The organism is Streptomyces bugieae, assembly GCF_036352915.1.
Classification (GTDB): domain Bacteria; phylum Actinomycetota; class Actinomycetes; order Streptomycetales; family Streptomycetaceae; genus Streptomyces; species Streptomyces endophytica.
In genome coordinates, this window is the sequence record NZ_JAZBJP010000009.1 from 95,348 (window position 1) to 112,630 (window position 17,283).

The window sequence follows — 17,283 nt, forward strand, 5'->3', positions numbered from 1 at the left end:
CCCGGACGGGGTGCGGCCCTCCGGCCGTTTCGGCGCTCAGTGGAAGAAGTGCCGGGCGCCGGTGAAGTACATCGTCACGCCGGCCTTCTTGGCGGCCTCGACGACCAGCTCGTCGCGGATCGAACCGCCCGGCTGGACGATCGCCCGGACGCCGGCCGCGATGAGGATCTCCGGGCCGTCGGGGAACGGGAAGAAGGCGTCGGAGGCCGCGTACGAGCCCCGGGCGCGCTCCTCGCCGGCCCGCTCGACGGCCAGCTTGCAGGAGTCGACGCGGTTGACCTGGCCCATACCGACGCCCACCGAGGCGCCGTCCTTGGCGAGCAGGATCGCGTTGGACTTCACCGCACGGCAGGCCTTCCAGGCGAACGCCAGCTCGGCCAGCTGCTCCGGCGCCAGCGCCTCGCCGGCCGCCAGCGTCCAGTTGGCCGGGTCGTCGCCGTCGGCCTGGAGGCGGTCGGTGACCTGCAGCAGCGCACCGCCGTCGATCTGCTTGACCTCGACCGGGGCGGCCGGGGCGCCCTCGGCGCGGAGCACCCGGATGTTCTTCTTCCGGGCGAGGATCTCGACCGCGCCGTCCTCGTAGCCGGGCGCCACGATGACCTCGGTGAAGATCTCGGCGACCTGCTCGGCCAGCGCCACCGTCACCGGGCGGTTGACGGCGATCACGCCGCCGTACGCGGAGACCGGGTCGCAGGCGTGCGCCCTGCGGTGCGCCTCGGCGACGTCCGCGCCGATCGCGATGCCGCACGGGTTGGCGTGCTTGATGATGGCCACGCAGGGCTCGGCGTGGTCGTACGCGGCCCGGCGCGCGGCGTCGGTGTCCGTGTAGTTGTTGTACGACATCTCCTTGCCGTGCAGCTGCTCGGCCTCGGCCAGCCCGCCCTCGCCGGTCACGTACAGCGCGGCGCCCTGGTGCGGGTTCTCGCCGTAGCGCAGCACGTTCTTGCGCGCGTAGGTCGCACCGAGGAAGTCGGGGAAGCCGCTGTCGTCGGCGGCCGCGTAGTCGTCGGCGAACCAGGAGGCGACCGCCACGTCGTAGGCGGCGGTGTGCTGGAACGCCTCCGCGGCCAGCCGCTTGCGGGCGGTCAGGTCGAAGCCGCCGTCACGGACCGCGGCGAGCACGTCGGCGTACCGGGCCGGGCTGGTGACGACCGCGACCGAGGGGTGGTTCTTGGCGGCGGCCCGGACCATCGAGGGGCCGCCGATGTCGATCTGCTCGACGCACTCGTCGGGGGTGGCGCCGGAGGCGACGGTCTCCCGGAACGGGTAGAGGTTCACGACGACCAGGTCGAACGGCTCCACGCCCAGCTCCGCCAGCTGCTGCCGGTGGGCCTCCAGGCGCAGGTCGGCCAGGATGCCGGCGTGCACCTTCGGGTGCAGGGTCTTGACCCGGCCGTCGAGGCACTCGGGGAAGCCCGTCAGCTCCTCGACCTTGGTGACCGGCACCCCGGCGGCGGCGATCTTCCCGGCCGTCGAACCGGTGGAGACGAGCTCGACGCCCGCCGCGTGCAGGCCCTGCGCCAGCTCCTCCAGCCCGGACTTGTCGTAGACGCTGACCAGCGCGCGGCGGATGGGCCGCTTCGTACCTTCGGCGGTCACGAGATACGTACCTTTCGTCCCTCAATGCGGTAGCCGTGCCGGGCCAGGTGCCCCACGACCTCGACGAGCAGCGATCGCTCGACTTCCTTGATGCGCTCATGCAGCGCGGCTTCATCGTCCTCGTCCCGGATCTCGACCACGCTCTGCGCGATGATCGGGCCGGTGTCGACCCCGTCGTCGACGAAGTGGACGGTGCATCCGGTGACCTTCGCGCCGTACGCGAGCGCGTCGCGCACGCCGTGGGCACCGGGAAAACTCGGCAGCAGCGCCGGGTGGGTGTTGACGATCCGGCCGCCGAAACGGGCCAGGAACTCCTTGCCCAGGATCTTCATGAAGCCGGCCGACACCACCAGGTCCGGCTCGTACGCGGCGGTCGCCGCGGTCAGCGCGGCATCCCACTCCGCGCGGCTGCCGTGGTCCTTGACCCGGCAGACGAAGGTCGGCAGGCCCGCCTTCTCGGCCCGCTCCAGGCCCGCGATGGCACCGCGGTCCGCGCCCACCGCCACGATCTCGGCGCCGTACTCCTCGGCTCCGCGGGCGGCGATGGCGTCCAGCAGGGCCTGCAGGTTCGTGCCGGAACCGGAGACGAGCACGACGATGCGCGCCGGACGGGCGGGCCCGGCGGGTCGGGCGGACGGGGCGGGGGGCGGGGACGAAGCCACGGCGGGGCTCTTTCTCGATCTCGCGTGCGGTGAGCTCACATGCTTTGTGTGGTCGCACAAGGCCGCGGGTACCGCAGATCCGGGGAACCCTACGAAGGCGCCGACCGTCAGCAACGATACCGGCACACCGAGCGGCCCCCGCGGGACGGGGGCGGGGACGGGAGGTAGCGTCGGGCGTGAGACCGCACGCAGTTCGTGGTATCCGGCCGCCGGTCGCGAAGACCCGCGTACGGACGAGACAAGGGGAAGACACACTCCAGATGACGGACCGACGCCGCCGCGCGGCCCTCCTGCTCCCTCCCCCGGCCACCGCCGGGAGGTACCCCCGGCCCACCACCGCCCCCGGGATGGTGGTGCTGCCGCGCGGCCGCATGGCGTCGTCCTCCGGTCCGTCCTCGCCGGACCCCGACCGCGACAACCCCTTCGCACCGCCGCCGGCCGGCGCCCCCGACCAGGAATGGCGGCCCCGGCACCCGGCCCCGTACGCCAACGGCCAGGGACAGGGACAGGATGAGGGAGAGGGGCAGGGGCAGGACGGCGGCGACCGGCCGCAGCCGGGACCGGACGAGCCGGCGCCCAGCTGGGGCAGCCAGTGGAGCCCCCGGCAGCCGGGCCGGCAGAGCGGTGGCTTCGGCACCCGCCCGGGCCGCAACGGCCAGCCCGGCGGCGGCCCCGGCGGCCCCGGCAACCTCCGCTGGGACCCCACCGACCCGGCCCAGCGCCGGGCCCGGTACGCCCTGCTGGCCGGCATGTGGGCGTTCTTCTTCGTGCTCTTCAGCCTCTCCGAGGTCGCCCTGCTGCTCGGCGCGCTGGCGATCTACTGGGGCATCAGCGCGCTGCGCGCCAAGCCGGACCCGGCGAAGGCCACCGCCTCGGCGACCACCGCCGCCATGGAGGGCCGCCCGGCCCCGCACCAGCCGCCCGCCCAGGGCCCGCGCCCCGGCGCGCCGGGCAGCACCCGGCCGCAGGTCACCGCGGCCGTCGGGGGCCTGGTCACCGCCTCGCTCGCGCTGATGCTGGTGGCCGCGACGTTCACCGTCCAGATCGTCTACCGCGACTACTTCACCTGCGTGAACGACGCCCTGACGCAGTCGTCCGGCAAGTCCTGCGAGAAGCTGCTGCCGAAGGAACTGCGGCCGCTGCTGAGCGTGGAGCAGTAACCGCGGCACACGGCGATCGACCCGGTCGCTCAGCCCTTGGGAGCCGCGGCGGCCGCCGTCTTGCCGTCGGCCGCCGGCTTCCCGTCGGCCGCCTCCTGGCCGTCGGCCGCCTCCTGGCCGTCGGCCGCCGTTTCTCCTTCTGTTGCTGTTGATGCTGCTGTTACTGCCGTCCCGTCCGTTGTCGCCGCCCCGTCGGTCGTCGCCTCCGCAGCGTCCGCCGGTGCCGTCCCCCGGGCGCGCCGGAGCTGCCAGAAGCGCAGGACGAGGGCGCCGGGGACACCGGTGAGGGCGGTCCAGGCGGCCGCCGCGAGGCCGGTGCGCCAGCCGCTCGGGCCGAACGCGGCGAGCGCGCCGTGCCCCAGCGCCCCGCCGGCCAGGCCCGCCAGCACCGCCGCGCCGACGCCGCACAGCAGGGCCGCGTACGCCGCGACACCGGCCGTCCGCCGCCACGGCCAGGGCCCCGGCCAGGACTTCGACCAGGACGTCGGCCAGGCCCCGTCCGCGGAGCCGGAGTCGGTCGCCATACGGGCCACCGAACGGGCGAGCCAGATCCCGGCGGCCACCGGAAGGACGGCCACCGCCCAGGTCAACGGCGTCCCCGGGCCCACCTCCGGCACCCCGCCGAGCAGCGGCAGCCGCGGCACCGGGGGGTGCGCCGAGGCGCCCAGCGGGCCGATCGTGCTGCCCGCGCCCAGCGTGAAGCCCGGGCCCAGCCCGTAGGCGGCGCCCCAGACCGCCGCGTTCGGGAGCAGCAGCAGGCACAGCAGCAGCACCGTGGCGCGGCTCGCCCAGTCCGGTGCGAGCATCAGGAGGTCGTGGCGCACCCGGCCGCCGTGCACCGCGAGCCCGACGAGGGTGAGCAGGGCGCCGCCCGCCAGCAGCGCCACGAGGCCCGCGCCGGCGGCCCGGCGGGCGGCGGCGAGGCGGTTGCCGCCGAGGGCGCCGCGCAGTCGGCGCGGCACCTTCGCAACGGCCCGCCGGACGCCCGCGGGCAGCAGGGCGGCACCGCCGTGCCCCAGGACCCGCCAGGTGGTGACGGCCATCGTGGCGACGGCGGTGCCCGGGACGTACAGCAGCGCACTGAGCGGGTCGGCGGCCAGCCGGCCGGCCGAGGCGTAGCCCAGGGCAGCGCCCGCGACCAGCAGGTATCCGGCGAGCAGCGCGCCGAGCAGGGTGCGTGGCGCGGTCGGGCCGGCCGCCGGGCCGGGGTCGTCCGCGGTGGCCAGGGTGTGCCGGGCGGCCCGGTGCAGCAGCCACACCGGCAGGACGGCGAGCAGCAGCGGGGTGACCGCGGCCGGTGCCGGCACGGCCGAGTGCGGCACGTCCCGTACGAGGTCCCCGCCGTGCGCCAGCAGCCACAGGTCCGCGGCGAGGTGCAGCGCCCGGGACAGGCTGGTGTCGGGGTAGGGGGCGGCGACCCACAGCAGCAGCACCGCGACCGTCAGCGCGCCGAGGCCGAGGCCGGCGGCGGTCACCCCGCCGAGGAAGGCGGCGCCGAGCGCGGAGGAGCGCCGGGTCGCGGTCCGGCCGGACGGGGACCATGCGGGGCCGCTGCCGAGGTACTCGCTCACGCCGCCATGCTGCCAAGAAAGCGAAATTCCACCACGTACCGGCGAAATGATCGTCGTGTCGCACGTGTCGCGACTGATGGGGGTTCGCGGCTTTCCACACTGCTGTGCATGACCGCGTACGCCTCCCCGCCCGATTCCGGGCGGTCCCCCGCCGCCACCGCCTTCGACGCGCTGCACACCCGGCACGCCGCCGCGCTGACCCGGCAGGCACATCTGCTCACCGGGCAGCCGCGGCTCGCCCGGCGGGCCGTGGAGCACGGCTTCCACCTGGCCTGGCAGCGGTGGCCGGAGGTGGCGGTGGCCCCGGATCCGGCGGGCTGGGTGCGGGCCGCGGTGTACGACCACGCGCTGCGGCCGTGGCACCGCCTGGCGCCGGGAGGACGGACGGGCGGCCGGGTGGAGCGCCCGGACGACGCGGACCGGGCGCTGCGGGAGGCGATCACCGCGCTGCCCGCCCCGTACCGGCGGGTGCTGCTGCTGCACGACGGCCTCGGGCTCGGTCTGTACGCGACCGCGGCGGAGGTCGAGGCCAGCACCCGGGCCGCGGCCGGCCGGCTCACCCACGCCCGGGACCTGCTCGCCGCCCGGCTGCCCGGGCTGGGCCTCGCCGGGCAGCCGCCGGCGCGGCAGGGCGAGATCCTGCGGGACCGGCTGGCCGCGCTCCTGACCGGCCCGGCGGACGACGGGCCCTCCACCGGGGAGCCGCCGCCGACCGGTGCGCAGGTACGGGCCGGAGGCGAGCGCAGCGCCCGCCGGACGACCCGGGCCGTGTTCGGGTCGACCGGACTGTTCGCGCTGCTCACCCTGTCCGTCGCGGTCGCCGCGCCGGACCACTGCACCGCGCCTCCGGTGCCGCCCGTCGCCAAGGCACCGGCCACCCGTCAGCCCGGGTCCGGCACGTCCCGGGCGGTGCACCGCACCCCGCCGGACCAGGCCCGCCTGCTGCCCGAGGTGCGCTGACCCCCGCCGGGAGAACGGGCGCGGGCCCGCACCCACCAGGGGTACGGGCCCGCGTCCGGTTGCACGGCGAGCACTGCGCCGCAGGACGGGTCCGGCGGTGCCGACGCCGCGAGGACCGGCAGTGCGTCTGCCGGGCTCGGCCGAGGTCAGCCGACGAGGATCTCGCGGGCCAGCCGCGCGGTCTCCGACGGGGTCTTGCCGACCTTGACGCCGGCGGCCTCCAGGGCCTCCTTCTTCGCCTGGGCGGTGCCGGAGGAGCCGGAGACGATGGCGCCGGCGTGGCCCATGGTCTTGCCCTCGGGCGCGGTGAAGCCCGCGACGTAGCCGACGACCGGCTTGGTGACGTTGGCCTTGATGAAGTCGGCCGCACGCTCCTCGGCGTCGCCGCCGATCTCGCCGATCATCACGATCAGGTCGGTCTCCGGGTCGGCCTCGAACGCGGCGAGCGCGTCGATGTGCGTGGTGCCGATGACCGGGTCACCGCCGATGCCGACGGCCGACGAGAAGCCGATGTCGCGCAGCTCGTACATCATCTGGTAGGTCAGCGTGCCGGACTTCGACACCAGGCCGATGCGGCCGGGCTTGGTGATGTCGCCCGGGATGATGCCGGCGTTGGACTGGCCGGGGGTGATCAGGCCGGGGCAGTTCGGGCCGATGATGCGGGTCTTGTTGCCCTTGGACTTCGCGTACGCCCAGAAGGCGGCGGAGTCGTGGACCGCGATGCCCTCGGTGATCACGACGGCCAGCGGGATCTCGGCGTCGATCGCCTCGACGACGGCGGCCTTGGCGAAGGCCGGCGGGACGAAGAGCACGGAGACGTTGGCGCCCGTCTTCTCCATCGCCTCGGCGACGGAGCCGAAGACCGGGACCTCGGTGCCGTCGAAGTCGACGGAGGTACCGGCCTTGCGCGGGTTGACACCGCCGACGATGTTGGTGCCGTCACCCAGCATCAGCTTGGTGTGCTTCATGCCCGTGGCACCGGTCATGCCCTGGACGATGACCTTGCTTTCCTTGGTGAGGAAGATAGCCATGGTTGTTAGTGTCCTCGTCCCTCTTACTTAGCGGCCAGCTCGGCGGCCTTGTCGGCCGCGCCGTCCATGGTGTCCACGCGCTGCACCAGCGGGTGGTTGGCCTCCGACAGGATCTGGCGACCCAGCTCCGCGTTGTTGCCGTCGAGGCGGACGACCAGGGGCTTGGAGACCTCTTCGCCCTTGGACTTGAGCAGCTCCAGGGCCTGCACGATGCCCTTGGCGACCTCGTCACAGGCGGTGATGCCGCCGAAGACGTTGACGAACACGGACTTCACGTCCGGGTCGCCGAGGATGATCTCCAGGCCGTTCGCCATGACCTCGGCGGAGGCGCCGCCACCGATGTCGAGGAAGTTGGCGGGCTTGACGTTGTTGTGGTTCTCGCCGGCGTAGGCGACGACGTCCAGGGTGCTCATGACGAGACCCGCGCCGTTGCCGATGATGCCGACCTGGCCGTCGAGCTTGACGTAGTTCAGACCCTTGGCCTTGGCCGCAGCCTCGAGCGGGTTGGCTGCGTCCTTGTCCTCCAGCGCCTCGTGCTCCGGCTGGCGGAACTCGGCGTTGGCGTCCAGCGACACCTTGCCGTCGAGGGCGAGGACGTCACCGCTGGCGACCTTGGCGAGCGGGTTGACCTCGACGAGGAGCGCGTCCTCGGCGACGAAGGTCTTCCACAGGGTGACGAGGACCTCGGCGACCTTCTCGGCGACCTCGGCCGGGAACTGCGCCTGGGCGACGATCTCGCGGGCCTTCTCGATGGAGACGCCCTCGTTGGCGTCGACCGGGACCTTGGCGAGCTTCTCGGGGGTCGTCGCGGCGACCTCCTCGATGTCCATGCCGCCCGCCACCGAGGCCATGGCCAGGAAGGTGCGGTTGGTGCGGTCGAGGAGGTACGAGACGTAGTACTCCTCGGCGATCTCCGGCGCGGTCTCGGCGATCATCACCTTGTGGACCGTGTGGCCCTTGATGTCCATGCCGAGGATGTCCGTCGCGCGGGCGACGGCCTCGTCCGGGGTCGCGGCCAGCTTGACGCCACCGGCCTTGCCGCGGCCGCCGACCTTCACCTGCGCCTTGACGACGGACTTGCCGCCCAGCCGCTCGGTCGCCTCGCGGGCCGCCTCAGGCGTGTCGATGACTTCACCGGCCAGCACCGGTACACCGTGCTTGGCGAAGAGGTCCCTCGCCTGGTACTCGAACAGGTCCACGCGCGTCCGTCCCTTGTCTTCTCAGAATCGCCGTAGTGATCGCGGAAGGTTGTCTGCGATGGGCGTGCCGCGAAGGGCAACGTGACGGCGCTGTCACAGGGGAGGCGTATACACGGTGTCCGGATACGCGGCATGTCCGTCTCGCAGGTTATCGCCGCAGGACCTGAGGCCCTAAATCGCAGATCACACTCCAGCGGTGATTACGGTCACAGATCCTTTGGCCACGCTCGGTCTCCGCCCGGTTTTCGGCAGGTCGGCCGAGGGATTGATCCGTACCGGGTCGGAACTGCCCCGGCCTCTCAACCCTCCCTGCCGGTACGTGAGTTGATCACTCGCGCGGGAGGGAGGTGAGACCGGCGTCCGGGTGGCCGCGACTTCGTGGCACTCGCGGCTCTCCTCCCCTTTTTCTCGATTTTTTCTCGATTTCACGGTGTGCTCACCCGCCGGTCCCGGCGTTTGTGCCGAAACTTCCCGGCCCCGAACACACCGAGGCCGGGCGGCCCTCCCCCACAGAGGACCGCCCGGCTGTTCGGGGGTTCCGGTGCCCGGCCGCCGCCGCGGCCGGAACCGGTGAGATCGGCCTGCCGGCCTCAGACGCCCTGGACCGGGAGGGCCGGCAGGACCGGCAGCGCCGGGATGCCGGCGGCGTCGGTCAGGTCACCGGGCACGGCCGGGACGGCCTGCGCCGGGGCCACGCTCCGCACACCGGTGACGGCCTTCGTGACCGTCTTGGCCGTCTTGGCGTGCTTCACGTCGGTGGCGCCGGGCAGCGCTCCGGTACCGGGCAGGCCCGCGCCGCCGGTCAGCCGCTGGACGCCGCCCACGGCACCGGTGACGTCACCGAGCCGCGGCAGCGTGCCGGTGGGCAGGCCCTGGGTGGACACCCCGCCGCCGAGAACGCCGGTGGCCTTGCCCGCCACGTCGCCCACGGTCTTCTGCGCGGTGCCGGTGGCGGTGCCCGCGGCCTTGGTCGCCGTACCGGTCAGCGCACCGGTGGGCAGCTGCTGGGTGGCGCCGGTCACCGCGCCGGTGGCGGGCAGCTCCGGGGTGCCGACGGGCAGTTCGGCCGCGTTGGCGGCGACCGAGCCCAGGGCCCATAGGCCGGTGGCGGCAGCGACGACGACGGCGCGACGGATGTTCGTACGCATGGAGGTGAAGTCCTTTGAATTCAGGAGGGTGTGAAGGGCAGACCTGTCCCGCCCCCGCGCGGCAGGTCCAGTCGGAGACGCGGAGCGGTCTGCCCTAGCCCGGGAATTCGAGGATTTCTTCGGCCCGGCGACGCGTCGGGGCGCCGTCGGCCGTACGGACGCCACCGGGCAGCAGCCGGAAGCGCGGTGCGTCCGCCGGTGCGGCGGCGTGCTGGTCCCCGCCACGGGGACCGTGCTGGTCGCCGGCGGAGTGCGGCTGCGGCGCGGGCGCCGTCGGGCCCTGCGGAAGCTGCCGCTCCGGCAGGCCGTGGCGGTCCGCGTCGCGCTGACCGGACACGGCGGACGGCAGCTGCGGGGCGGCCTGCCGGGCCTTCCCCTGGACGCAGTGCGCCGGCGGGACGACGGCCAGGCCGTCGGCCGGAGCGGCGGTGGGCGCACCGGCCGGGCGGTCGCCGCCGGTCACGCCACCGTCGTGCGGCGAGCCGCCGCCGTGGCCGGGTCGGCCCGGGCGCTCGACGGACGGCAGCTGCACGGGCAGCGCACCGCCGAACGCGTCACCGATCTCCCCCACGGCGCCGGTCACCGGGCGGGTGACCGTGCCGGCGATGGGCCCGGCCTGCTCGGCGGCGGGCCGTACGGCGTCGGTGAGTTCGGTGGTGGCGGTGTCCGCGTGCGCGGTGATCCGGGCGCCGGCCGCGGCGCCCTCCTGCCCGCCGGCGGTGCCGGAGCCGGCCGAGCGGTGCGCCCAGGATTCGTGGTGCGCGCGCTCGGCCGACCCGTACCGGGTGGCGGCCCGGTACGGGGTGGCCCGGTCCGCGGGCGACCGGTCCGTGCTGGTCCGGTCTGCGGCGGTCCGGTCCATGACGCCCGCGCTCCGGTCCGTGTCGGTCCGGTCCGCGGTGGTGCGGTCCGCGGGGGTGCGGTCACCGGCGGCCGGTGCCTGCGCCGGGGAGGTGGCCCCGGACGGCGCCGGCGAGCCCGCCCGGTCGTCGGCACGGGCGCCGGGACCGAGGGCGAAGCCGAGAACGGCGAAGCCCACCAGGAAGAGCCCCGTCAGCAGCGCGCGCCGCACGGCCACCGTGCGCGACAGGCGCACGGGTCCGGGCAGAGCGAACGCAGCAGACAAAGAGGGGCCTTCCCATACGGGTGCCGACAGACGGGGACACCCGGGCACAATGCCTCGGTGTCACACACATCGCGGGCGATCGAGCGATGTCCTGATCCTTGCACGAATGGCCAGGTGCCCTGCAACTCCTTCCGGCGCGCCTGTCACCGATGCTCCGTCATGTCCGGTATGGGCAACGGGCGTTTCTCCAATGCCGCCGCCATCACGTCCGGAAACCGATCAGGCGTACAGGCGAACGCCGGGGCACCCAGGGCCGCGAGGGCCGCGGCGTGCTCCCGGTCGTAGGCCGGCGCGCCCTCGTCGGACAGCGCGAGCAGCGTCACGAACTGCACCCCGGACGCCTTCATCGCGGCGACCCGCTTCAGCATCTCGTCCCGGATGCCGCCCTCGTAGAGGTCGCTGATGAGCACGACGACGGTCTCGGCGGGGCGGGTGATGCGGGACTGGCAGTAGGCGAGCGCGCGGTTGATGTCCGTACCGCCGCCGAGCTGGGTGCCGAAGAGGACGTCGACCGGGTCGTCCAGCTGGTCCGTCAGGTCGACCACCGCGGTGTCGAAGACGACCAGCCGGGTGTCCAGCGCCCGCATCGAGGCCAGCACCGCCCCGAACACCGAGGCGTAGACGACCGAGGCGGCCATCGAACCGGACTGGTCGATGCAGAGCACCACGTCCTTCTTCACGGACTGCGCGGCCCGGCCGTAGCCGATCAGCCGCTCGGGGACGACCGTGCGGTACTCGGGGAGGTAGTTCTTGAGGTTGGCGCGGATCGTGCGGTCCCAGTCGATGTCGCGGTGGCGCGGGCGGGCGATCCGGGCGGAGCGGTCCAGCGCGCCGGTGAGCGTGGCGCGGGTGCGGGTCGCGAGCTTCTTCTCCAGCTGCTCGACGACCTTGCGGACCACGGCCCGTGCGGTCTCCCTGGTCGTCTCCGGCATGACCCTGTTGAGGGAGAGCAGGGTGCCCACCAGATGGACGTCCGCCTCGACCGCCTCCAGCATCTCCGGCTCCAGGAGGAGCGCGGAGAGCCCCAGCCGGTCGATGGCGTCCCGCTGCATCACCTGCACCACGGAGGACGGGAAGTACGTCCGGATGTCGCCGAGCCAGCGCGCCACCCCGGGCGCCGAGGCGCCGAGGCCGGCCGTGCGCCGGCTGCCGTCCGCGGCCCGGCCGCCGGGTTCCTTCGTACGGCCGTAGAGCGAGGCCAGCGCCCCGTCCATCGCGGCGTCCCGCCCGCGCAGCTCATGTCCCGTACCGTCCGCCCCGCCGCCCCCGAGCACCAGCCGCCAGCGGCGGAGGCGTTCGGCTTCGGGGGTGGGGGTGGGGGCGGGGGTCGAAGGTGAGACCGCGGGGGCTGCCGGGGTGGCCGCCGCGGTGGGGGCTGCTGTCGTTCCGGCCTGGGGGCCGGGAAGTCGGCTGGTCAACTCATGGCTCCTGTCAGGTCGTTGACGGCGTTGTTCGTGCCGGAGCGCTCCTCGTCGAAGCCGTGTTGTCCGATGCCGAGCAGCAGGCGGAGGGTGGGCAGGACGGCGGCGGCGCGGTCGCGGTCCAGGCCGGGGCCGAAGCCGGGTGCGGCCGCGGTCACGGCGTCGGTGGCGGGCCCGGCATGGCCGGAGGTGGCCGCCGAGGGGCCGCGGCGGATCAGTTCGCCGAGCGTGCGCCGCACGCCGGGCTCGTACTCCGTGAACGTCCGGCGCAGCAGCGGGAGGACGTCCGTGAACGCGGTGTCCGGCACGCCGGTCAGCCAGTGGTCGATCAGGGCGAGCAGCCGTTCGTCGTGGACCAGCAGCATGCCGCCGTCCCCGCCGGACCCGCTGCCCAGGAACCCCTCGATCCAGCCGGCGGCGTCGGTGGGCGCGGTGCCGGGCGAGAGGGCGAGCCCCATCAGCTGCTCGGCTCCGTCGGCGTCCAACTGCCCGTCGTCCAGCAGGAGTCGGGCCGCCCGCCCGCGGAGCAACCCGGGAACCGCCTCCCGGCCGCTGAGCGCCCGCAACACCTTGGCCCAGCGGGCCCGCAGGCCGGCATCCGCCCCACGCGGGGGTTCCGAACTCGGCCGCTCCGGCGCGGAACGCGACCCAGGCGCGGGGCTCGGCTCGGACGCGGAGGGCGGCTCGGACGCGGAGGGCGGCTCGGACGCGGAGTGCGGCTCGGACGCGGAGTGCGGCTCGGACGCGGAGTGCGGCTGGGCGAGCAGGGCGACGGCGTGGTGCGTGGCGTCGAGGTGGGCGCGCATCTCCGCGGCGCCGTCGGCGTCCAGGCCGAGGCAGGCCGGTGGCAGGCCGACGAACACCCGCTCGGCCAGGCCGAGGGCGACCTCGCGGAGCGCCCCGGCGTCCGTGCCGCGCACGTCGCCGTAGCGCACCGACCGGACGAGGGCGGGCAGCGCCTGGGCGAGATGGCCCACGTCCGCGTCGAGCGCCGCGCGGTCCGACAGCGCCCGCATCACCACGGGCAGGGCGTCCGGGAGCCCGGCGAGCAGACAGCGCTCGGCGAGCGCGGTCACCTCGGCGAGCGCGGCCGCCCCGGACGCCTCGGAGGCGGCCTTGGCAGTGGCCGCGGTGAGCACGGTCGTGCCCCAGATGCCGGCCTCGGCGACCCGTACGGCCAGTTCCGGTTCCCAACGCAGCCGCCAGGTCTCCCGGAAGGTGCCGGCGCTGCCCCGGGAGCGGACCGGCTCGCCCCAGGGGATGCCGAGCAGCCCCAGCCGGTGCAGCAGCCGGCTGCGGCCGCCGTCGGTGGCCTTGCGCAGGTCCAGCTCCAGCTCCCGTTCCAGCGCTTCCGGTTTGAGCCGCAGGGTCCGCTGGCTGCGGGCCAGGTCCCGCTGGAGAGGGACCGCGGGTGCGTCCTCCGGGACCTCGCCCAGCACCTCGCCGACCACCAGCCGGTCGTGGATCAGCGCGGAGGGCGCATCGGAGCCGTCGCCCATCACGGCCCGGACCGCGTCGTCCAGTTCGGTCAGCCCGGCCAGCGGCCGGCCGCGCACCGTGGCCAGCCCCTCCGCGAGCCGCACCGCCTCGATGACGTGCGCGGACGAGACCGCGTAGTCCTCCTCTCGGAGCAGCCCGGCGACCTTGGTCAGCCAGCGTTCGACGGGGCGGTCGGGGGCGCTGAAGAGGTGGCCGTACCAGCCGGGCGAGGCGATGCCGGCGCCGTAGCCGCTGCGCCGGGCCAGCCGCCGGTGCGTCCAGGGCACCCAGGTCACCGCGGTCTTCACCTTGGGCAGGCCCTTGAGCAGCCGGCGGTCGGCGGTCACGGTGGTGCGGCGGCGCAGCGCCGGGACGTGCCAGGCCCCGCACACCACGGCGACCGCGTCGCCGAACTCCCGTCGGGCGGTGTGCAGTTGGAGCCGCATATGGGCCTCGCGGACCGGGTCGCGGTCATGGCCGGCGTCGCCGTACGTCTCGCGCAGCGCGCCCATCGCCTCGGCCAGCGCCGCGAACGGCGCCAGCGCGTCCGCGTCCGGGCCTCCCGGGCGGGCGGCACCGGTCCCGGCGCGATGCTCGACCACGTCCTCCCACCAACGCTCGGGGTCGTCGTACCCGGCGGCCTCGGCGAGCACCCGGATCGGATCGACCCGCACGCCGTCCTCGTCGCGGTCCGCCTCTCCCGGCTGGGTCTGCTCCTGCCCCCGGCCCCGTCCGGCGACCTCCTCCCCTGCTGGGCCGCGATCTCCGCCCCGCTCGCCTTCCCCGTCCCGCTCGCGTTCCCCGTGCCGTTCGTCTTCGCCGTCCTGCTCGCTTTCGCCGCCCGCCTTGTCCGTCATGGCGAGGGTGTGCGCCGCGGGCAGGTCGATGAACCGGACCGGGACGCCGTGCTCCAGCGCCCAGCGCATCGCGACCCACTCCGGGGAGAACTCGGCCAGCGGCCAGAACGCCGCACGGCCGGGATCGTCCTGCACATGGGCGAGCAGGGCGACCGGTGGCCGCATGCCGTCCTGCGCGGCCAGCGGCACCAGGCCGTCGGCCTCCGGCGGGCCCTCGATCAGCACCGCGGCCGGCGCGCACTGCTCCAGGGCGGCCCGCACCGCGCGCGCCGATCCGGGACCGTGGTGCCGTACCCCCAGCAGGAACGGGCCGCCGCCCGGCGGGGCTCCCGTGTCGTGCGTGCTCATGCGCTCACCTCACGGCAGGCGCGGTAGAAGTCCTTCCAGCCGTCGCGCTCGCGCACGACCGTTTCGAGGTACTCCTGCCAGACGACCCGGTCGGCGGCCGGATCGCGGACCACCGCACCCAGGATGCCCGCGGCCACGTCGCCGGCGCGCAGCACGCCGTCACCGAAGTGGGTGGCGAGCGCCAGGCCGTTGGTCACCACCGAGATGGCCTCGGCCGTGGAGAGCGTGCCGGACGGGGACTTGAGCTTGGTCCGGCCGTCGGTGGTGAGGCCGTCGCGCAGCTCGCGGAAGACCGTGACGACCCGGCGGATCTCCTCCAGACCCTCCGGCGCGGGCGGCAGCTCCAGCGAACGCCCTATCTGGCCGACCCGGCGCGAGACGATGTCCACCTCGTCCTCCGGCGTCGCGGGCAGCGGCAGGACGACGGTGTTGAAGCGGCGGCGCAGCGCGCTGGAGAGTTCGTTGACCCCGCGGTCGCGGTCGTTGGCCGTGGCGATCAGGTTGAAACCGCGGACGGCCTGCACCTCCTGGCCCAGCTCGGGGATGGGCAGGGTCTTCTCCGACAGGACCGTGATGAGCGTGTCCTGGACGTCGGCGGGGATCCGGGTGAGCTCCTCCACCCGCGCCGTCATGCCCTGCGCCATCGCGCGCATCACCGGGCTGGGCACCAGCGCCTCCCGGCTGGGACCGTGGGCGAGCAACTGGGCGTAGTTCCAGCCGTAGCGGATCGCCTCTTCCGGGGTGCCGGCGGTGCCCTGCACCAGCAGGGTGGAGTCGCCGCTGACCGCCGCGGCCAGATGCTCCGACACCCAGGTCTTGGCGGTGCCGGGCACACCGAGGAGGAGCAGCGCGCGGTCGGTCGCGAGGGTCGTCACGGCGACCTCGACGATCCGGCGCGGGCCGACGTATTTGGGTGTGATGACCGTGCCGTCGGCGAGCGTGCCGCCGAGCAGGTACGTGGCGACCGCCCACGGCGAGAGCCGCCAGCGCGCCGGCCGCGGCCGGTCGTCGGCCGCGGCGAGGGCCTTGAGTTCGCCGGCGAAACTGTCCTCGGCGTGCGGGCGCAGCGCCTGGCCGTCCGCGGCCCCCTCCGCCGTCGCCTGCGTGCCGTCCGTCGTGTCGTTGATGAGCTCGGGCATGGGTCCCCCTCGTCGCACATATCCGCGGCCGGCGCCCGGGAAAAATCCCTTCGGCCGCTTGCTGGATCCAGCCTGCACCACGCCACTGACAACGCCCCGAAAACCCTCTCTGACCTGCGAGTTCGCCGCTCGGGAAGGGCGTTGTCAGTGGGCCGTCGTAGCGTCGGGGACATGAATCCGCAGGGGGAACGCTGGACGACGGATCAGGTGCTGGCACTGGCGCCTGACGAGGCATCACGCAAGGCGAGCGGCCGGCTCGCGGCGCCCGGCCCGTGGTCGGAGACCGGCGCGGACGGCAGCGCGGTGTGGGGGCTGTGCAAGGGCAGCGGGAAGAAGCCGTATCAGGCGGTCGTGGACTTCAAGGGACCTGCTTTCACGTGTAGTTGCCCGAGCTTCAAGTTCCCGTGCAAGCACGCGCTGGGACTGCTGCTGCTCTGGGCGGGGGACGAGGGCGCGGTGGCGGCCGGCGAGCCGCCGCAGTGGGCCGGCGAGTGGCTGGCCGCGCGCCGGGAGCGCGCGGAGCGGTCGGCGGCCGGGCCGTCCGGTGCCGCCGCCACGCGCGCGCCGGCCGATCCGGAGGCCGCCCGGCGCCGGGCGGAGCGCCGGATGCAGCGGATCGGCGCGGGCGCCATGGAGCTGGAGCAGCGGCTGGCGGATCTGCTGCAGTCCGGCCTGGCCACCGCCGGCCGGGAGGGTGGCGGCGCGCCGGCCGACGGCGGCGGGGGACGCTCGTGGGACGAGACGGCCGCGCGGATGGTCGACGCCCAGGCGCCCGGTCTCGCCTCCCGGGTGCGGGAGTTGGGCTCGGTGGTGGTCTCCGGTGCCGACTGGCCGGCCCGCCTGCTGGAGGAGTGCGCGCTGCTGCACCTCCTCGATCAGGGCTTCCTCGGTATCGACCGGCTGCCGGCCCCGCTGGCGGCCACGGTCCGCGCCCGGGTCGGGCTGACCACGGACGCCGCGGACCTGCTGACCGGCCCCGATGCGGCGCCGGTGCGGGACCGCTGGCTGGTGCTGGCCCAGCAGGACGGCGACGACGGCAGGCTGACCACCCGCCGGATCTTCCTGCGCGGCGAGCGCACCGGCCGGATGGCGCTGCACCTGTCCTTCGCCGGCGCCAACCGCCCGCTGGAGCTGGCGCTGCCCACCGGTCTGGTCATCGATGCGGACCTCGCCTACTACCCCGGCGCCCGTCCGCTGCGCGCCACCCTGGGCGAGCAGTACGCCCCGGCCACCCCGGGCCCGGTCCCGCCGGGCTGCGGTATCGACGCCGCCCTGGCCGCGTACGGCGATGCGCTGCGCGACGACCCCTGGCTGGACTCCTGGCCGGTGGTGCTCGCCGATGTCACCCCGATACCGGGCCGCGACGGCCGGGGCTGGCAACTGGCCGACGCGGACGGGGAGTCGGCGCTGCCGCTGGACCCGCGTTGCCTGGGCGGTACGGGCGTCTGGCAGCTGGCCGCCATCTCGGGCGGCGCGCCGATCACGGTCTTCGGCGAGTGCGGCCACCGCGGCTTCCTTCCGCTGACCGCCTGGGACCCGTCCCCGGTGTCCCTGTGACCCCGATTCCCGGCCGCGCCGGAGCG

At 74.7% G+C, this 17,283-nt stretch carries 13 protein-coding genes; 3 read left to right on the top strand and 10 right to left on the bottom strand.

The window, feature by feature from the left end:
- Positions 1-36 precede the first annotated feature (36 nt).
- Positions 37-1,599: a bifunctional phosphoribosylaminoimidazolecarboxamide formyltransferase/IMP cyclohydrolase gene (gene purH, locus V2J85_RS17900; RefSeq protein ID WP_261956104.1), complete on the bottom strand. Its 1,563-nt coding sequence runs from the start codon at positions 1,597-1,599 to the stop codon at positions 37-39.
- A complete protein-coding gene (gene purN, locus V2J85_RS17905; protein WP_261956105.1) occupies positions 1,596-2,261 on the bottom strand; it encodes a phosphoribosylglycinamide formyltransferase in 666 nt (221 codons plus the stop codon). The genes purH and purN overlap by 4 nt, the downstream gene beginning before the upstream one ends.
- A 260-nt stretch (positions 2,262-2,521) precedes the next feature.
- Between purN and V2J85_RS17910 the strand changes: the two genes are divergently transcribed.
- Positions 2,522-3,421 carry a hypothetical protein gene (locus V2J85_RS17910; protein WP_330822162.1) on the top strand — a complete coding sequence of 300 codons (900 nt, stop codon included), beginning with the start codon at positions 2,522-2,524 and terminating at the stop codon, positions 3,419-3,421.
- Positions 3,422-3,450: 29 nt separating this feature from the next.
- Here V2J85_RS17910 and V2J85_RS17915 read toward each other — a convergent pair whose 3' ends face one another.
- Entirely contained in the window at positions 3,451-4,992 is a 1,542-nt protein-coding gene (locus tag V2J85_RS17915) for a cell division protein PerM (protein ID WP_330822164.1), read from the bottom strand.
- 108 nt (positions 4,993-5,100) lie between these two features.
- On the opposite strand from V2J85_RS17915, the gene V2J85_RS17920 reads away from it, so the two are divergent.
- Positions 5,101-5,952 carry a SigE family RNA polymerase sigma factor gene (locus tag V2J85_RS17920; protein WP_330822165.1) on the top strand — a complete coding sequence of 284 codons (852 nt, stop codon included), beginning with the start codon at positions 5,101-5,103 and terminating at the stop codon, positions 5,950-5,952.
- Between the two features lie 146 nt (positions 5,953-6,098).
- On the opposite strand, the gene sucD is transcribed toward V2J85_RS17920, so the two are convergent.
- The 7 genes from sucD to V2J85_RS17955 form a co-directional block, all read right to left on the bottom strand.
- Entirely contained in the window at positions 6,099-6,983 is an 885-nt protein-coding gene (gene sucD, locus V2J85_RS17925) for a succinate--CoA ligase subunit alpha (RefSeq protein WP_261956109.1), read from the bottom strand.
- 23 nt (positions 6,984-7,006) lie between these two features.
- Positions 7,007-8,182, bottom strand: coding sequence for an ADP-forming succinate--CoA ligase subunit beta (gene sucC, locus V2J85_RS17930; RefSeq protein WP_261956110.1), 1,176 nt, complete (start codon positions 8,180-8,182; stop codon positions 7,007-7,009).
- Positions 8,183-8,772: 590 nt separating this feature from the next.
- The gene (locus V2J85_RS17935) at positions 8,773-9,330 is read right to left on the bottom strand and encodes a hypothetical protein (protein ID WP_261956111.1); all 558 of its coding nucleotides are present in this window, start codon (positions 9,328-9,330) and stop codon (positions 8,773-8,775) included.
- Between the two features lie 94 nt (positions 9,331-9,424).
- A complete protein-coding gene (locus V2J85_RS17940) occupies positions 9,425-10,426 on the bottom strand; it encodes a hypothetical protein (RefSeq protein ID WP_261956112.1) in 1,002 nt (333 codons plus the stop codon).
- Between the two features lie 173 nt (positions 10,427-10,599).
- On the bottom strand, positions 10,600-11,733 hold the full coding sequence (locus V2J85_RS17945) for a VWA domain-containing protein (protein ID WP_261957476.1): 1,134 nt from the start codon (positions 11,731-11,733) through the stop codon (positions 10,600-10,602).
- A gap of 137 nt (positions 11,734-11,870) precedes the next feature.
- Positions 11,871-14,561 (bottom strand): DUF5682 family protein, encoded by a 2,691-nt coding sequence (locus V2J85_RS17950; RefSeq protein WP_330822166.1) that lies wholly within the window; start codon positions 14,559-14,561, stop codon positions 11,871-11,873.
- Entirely contained in the window at positions 14,558-15,700 is a 1,143-nt protein-coding gene (locus tag V2J85_RS17955) for an ATP-binding protein (protein WP_261956114.1), read from the bottom strand. Before V2J85_RS17955 ends, V2J85_RS17950 begins: the two co-directional genes overlap by 4 nt.
- Positions 15,701-15,871: 171 nt before the next feature.
- Between V2J85_RS17955 and V2J85_RS17960 the strand changes: the two genes are divergently transcribed.
- Positions 15,872-17,257, top strand: a complete 1,386-nt coding sequence (locus V2J85_RS17960) for an SWIM zinc finger family protein (protein WP_330822167.1) — start codon at positions 15,872-15,874, stop codon at positions 17,255-17,257.
- Positions 17,258-17,283: the final 26 nt, after the last annotated feature.

Coding starts and splice junctions, on each gene's coding strand:
- V2J85_RS17960 (WP_330822167.1), top strand. CDS start 15,872: ATGAATCCGCAGGGGGAACGCTGGACGACGGATCAGGTGCTGGCACTG.
- V2J85_RS17910 (WP_330822162.1), top strand. CDS start 2,522: ATGACGGACCGACGCCGCCGCGCGGCCCTCCTGCTCCCTCCCCCGGCC.
- V2J85_RS17920 (WP_330822165.1), top strand. CDS start 5,101: ATGACCGCGTACGCCTCCCCGCCCGATTCCGGGCGGTCCCCCGCCGCC.
- sucD (WP_261956109.1), bottom strand. CDS start 6,983: ATGGCTATCTTCCTCACCAAGGAAAGCAAGGTCATCGTCCAGGGCATG.
- V2J85_RS17950 (WP_330822166.1), bottom strand. CDS start 14,561: ATGAGCACGCACGACACGGGAGCCCCGCCGGGCGGCGGCCCGTTCCTG.
- V2J85_RS17955 (WP_261956114.1), bottom strand. CDS start 15,700: ATGCCCGAGCTCATCAACGACACGACGGACGGCACGCAGGCGACGGCG.
- V2J85_RS17935 (WP_261956111.1), bottom strand. CDS start 9,330: ATGCGTACGAACATCCGTCGCGCCGTCGTCGTCGCTGCCGCCACCGGC.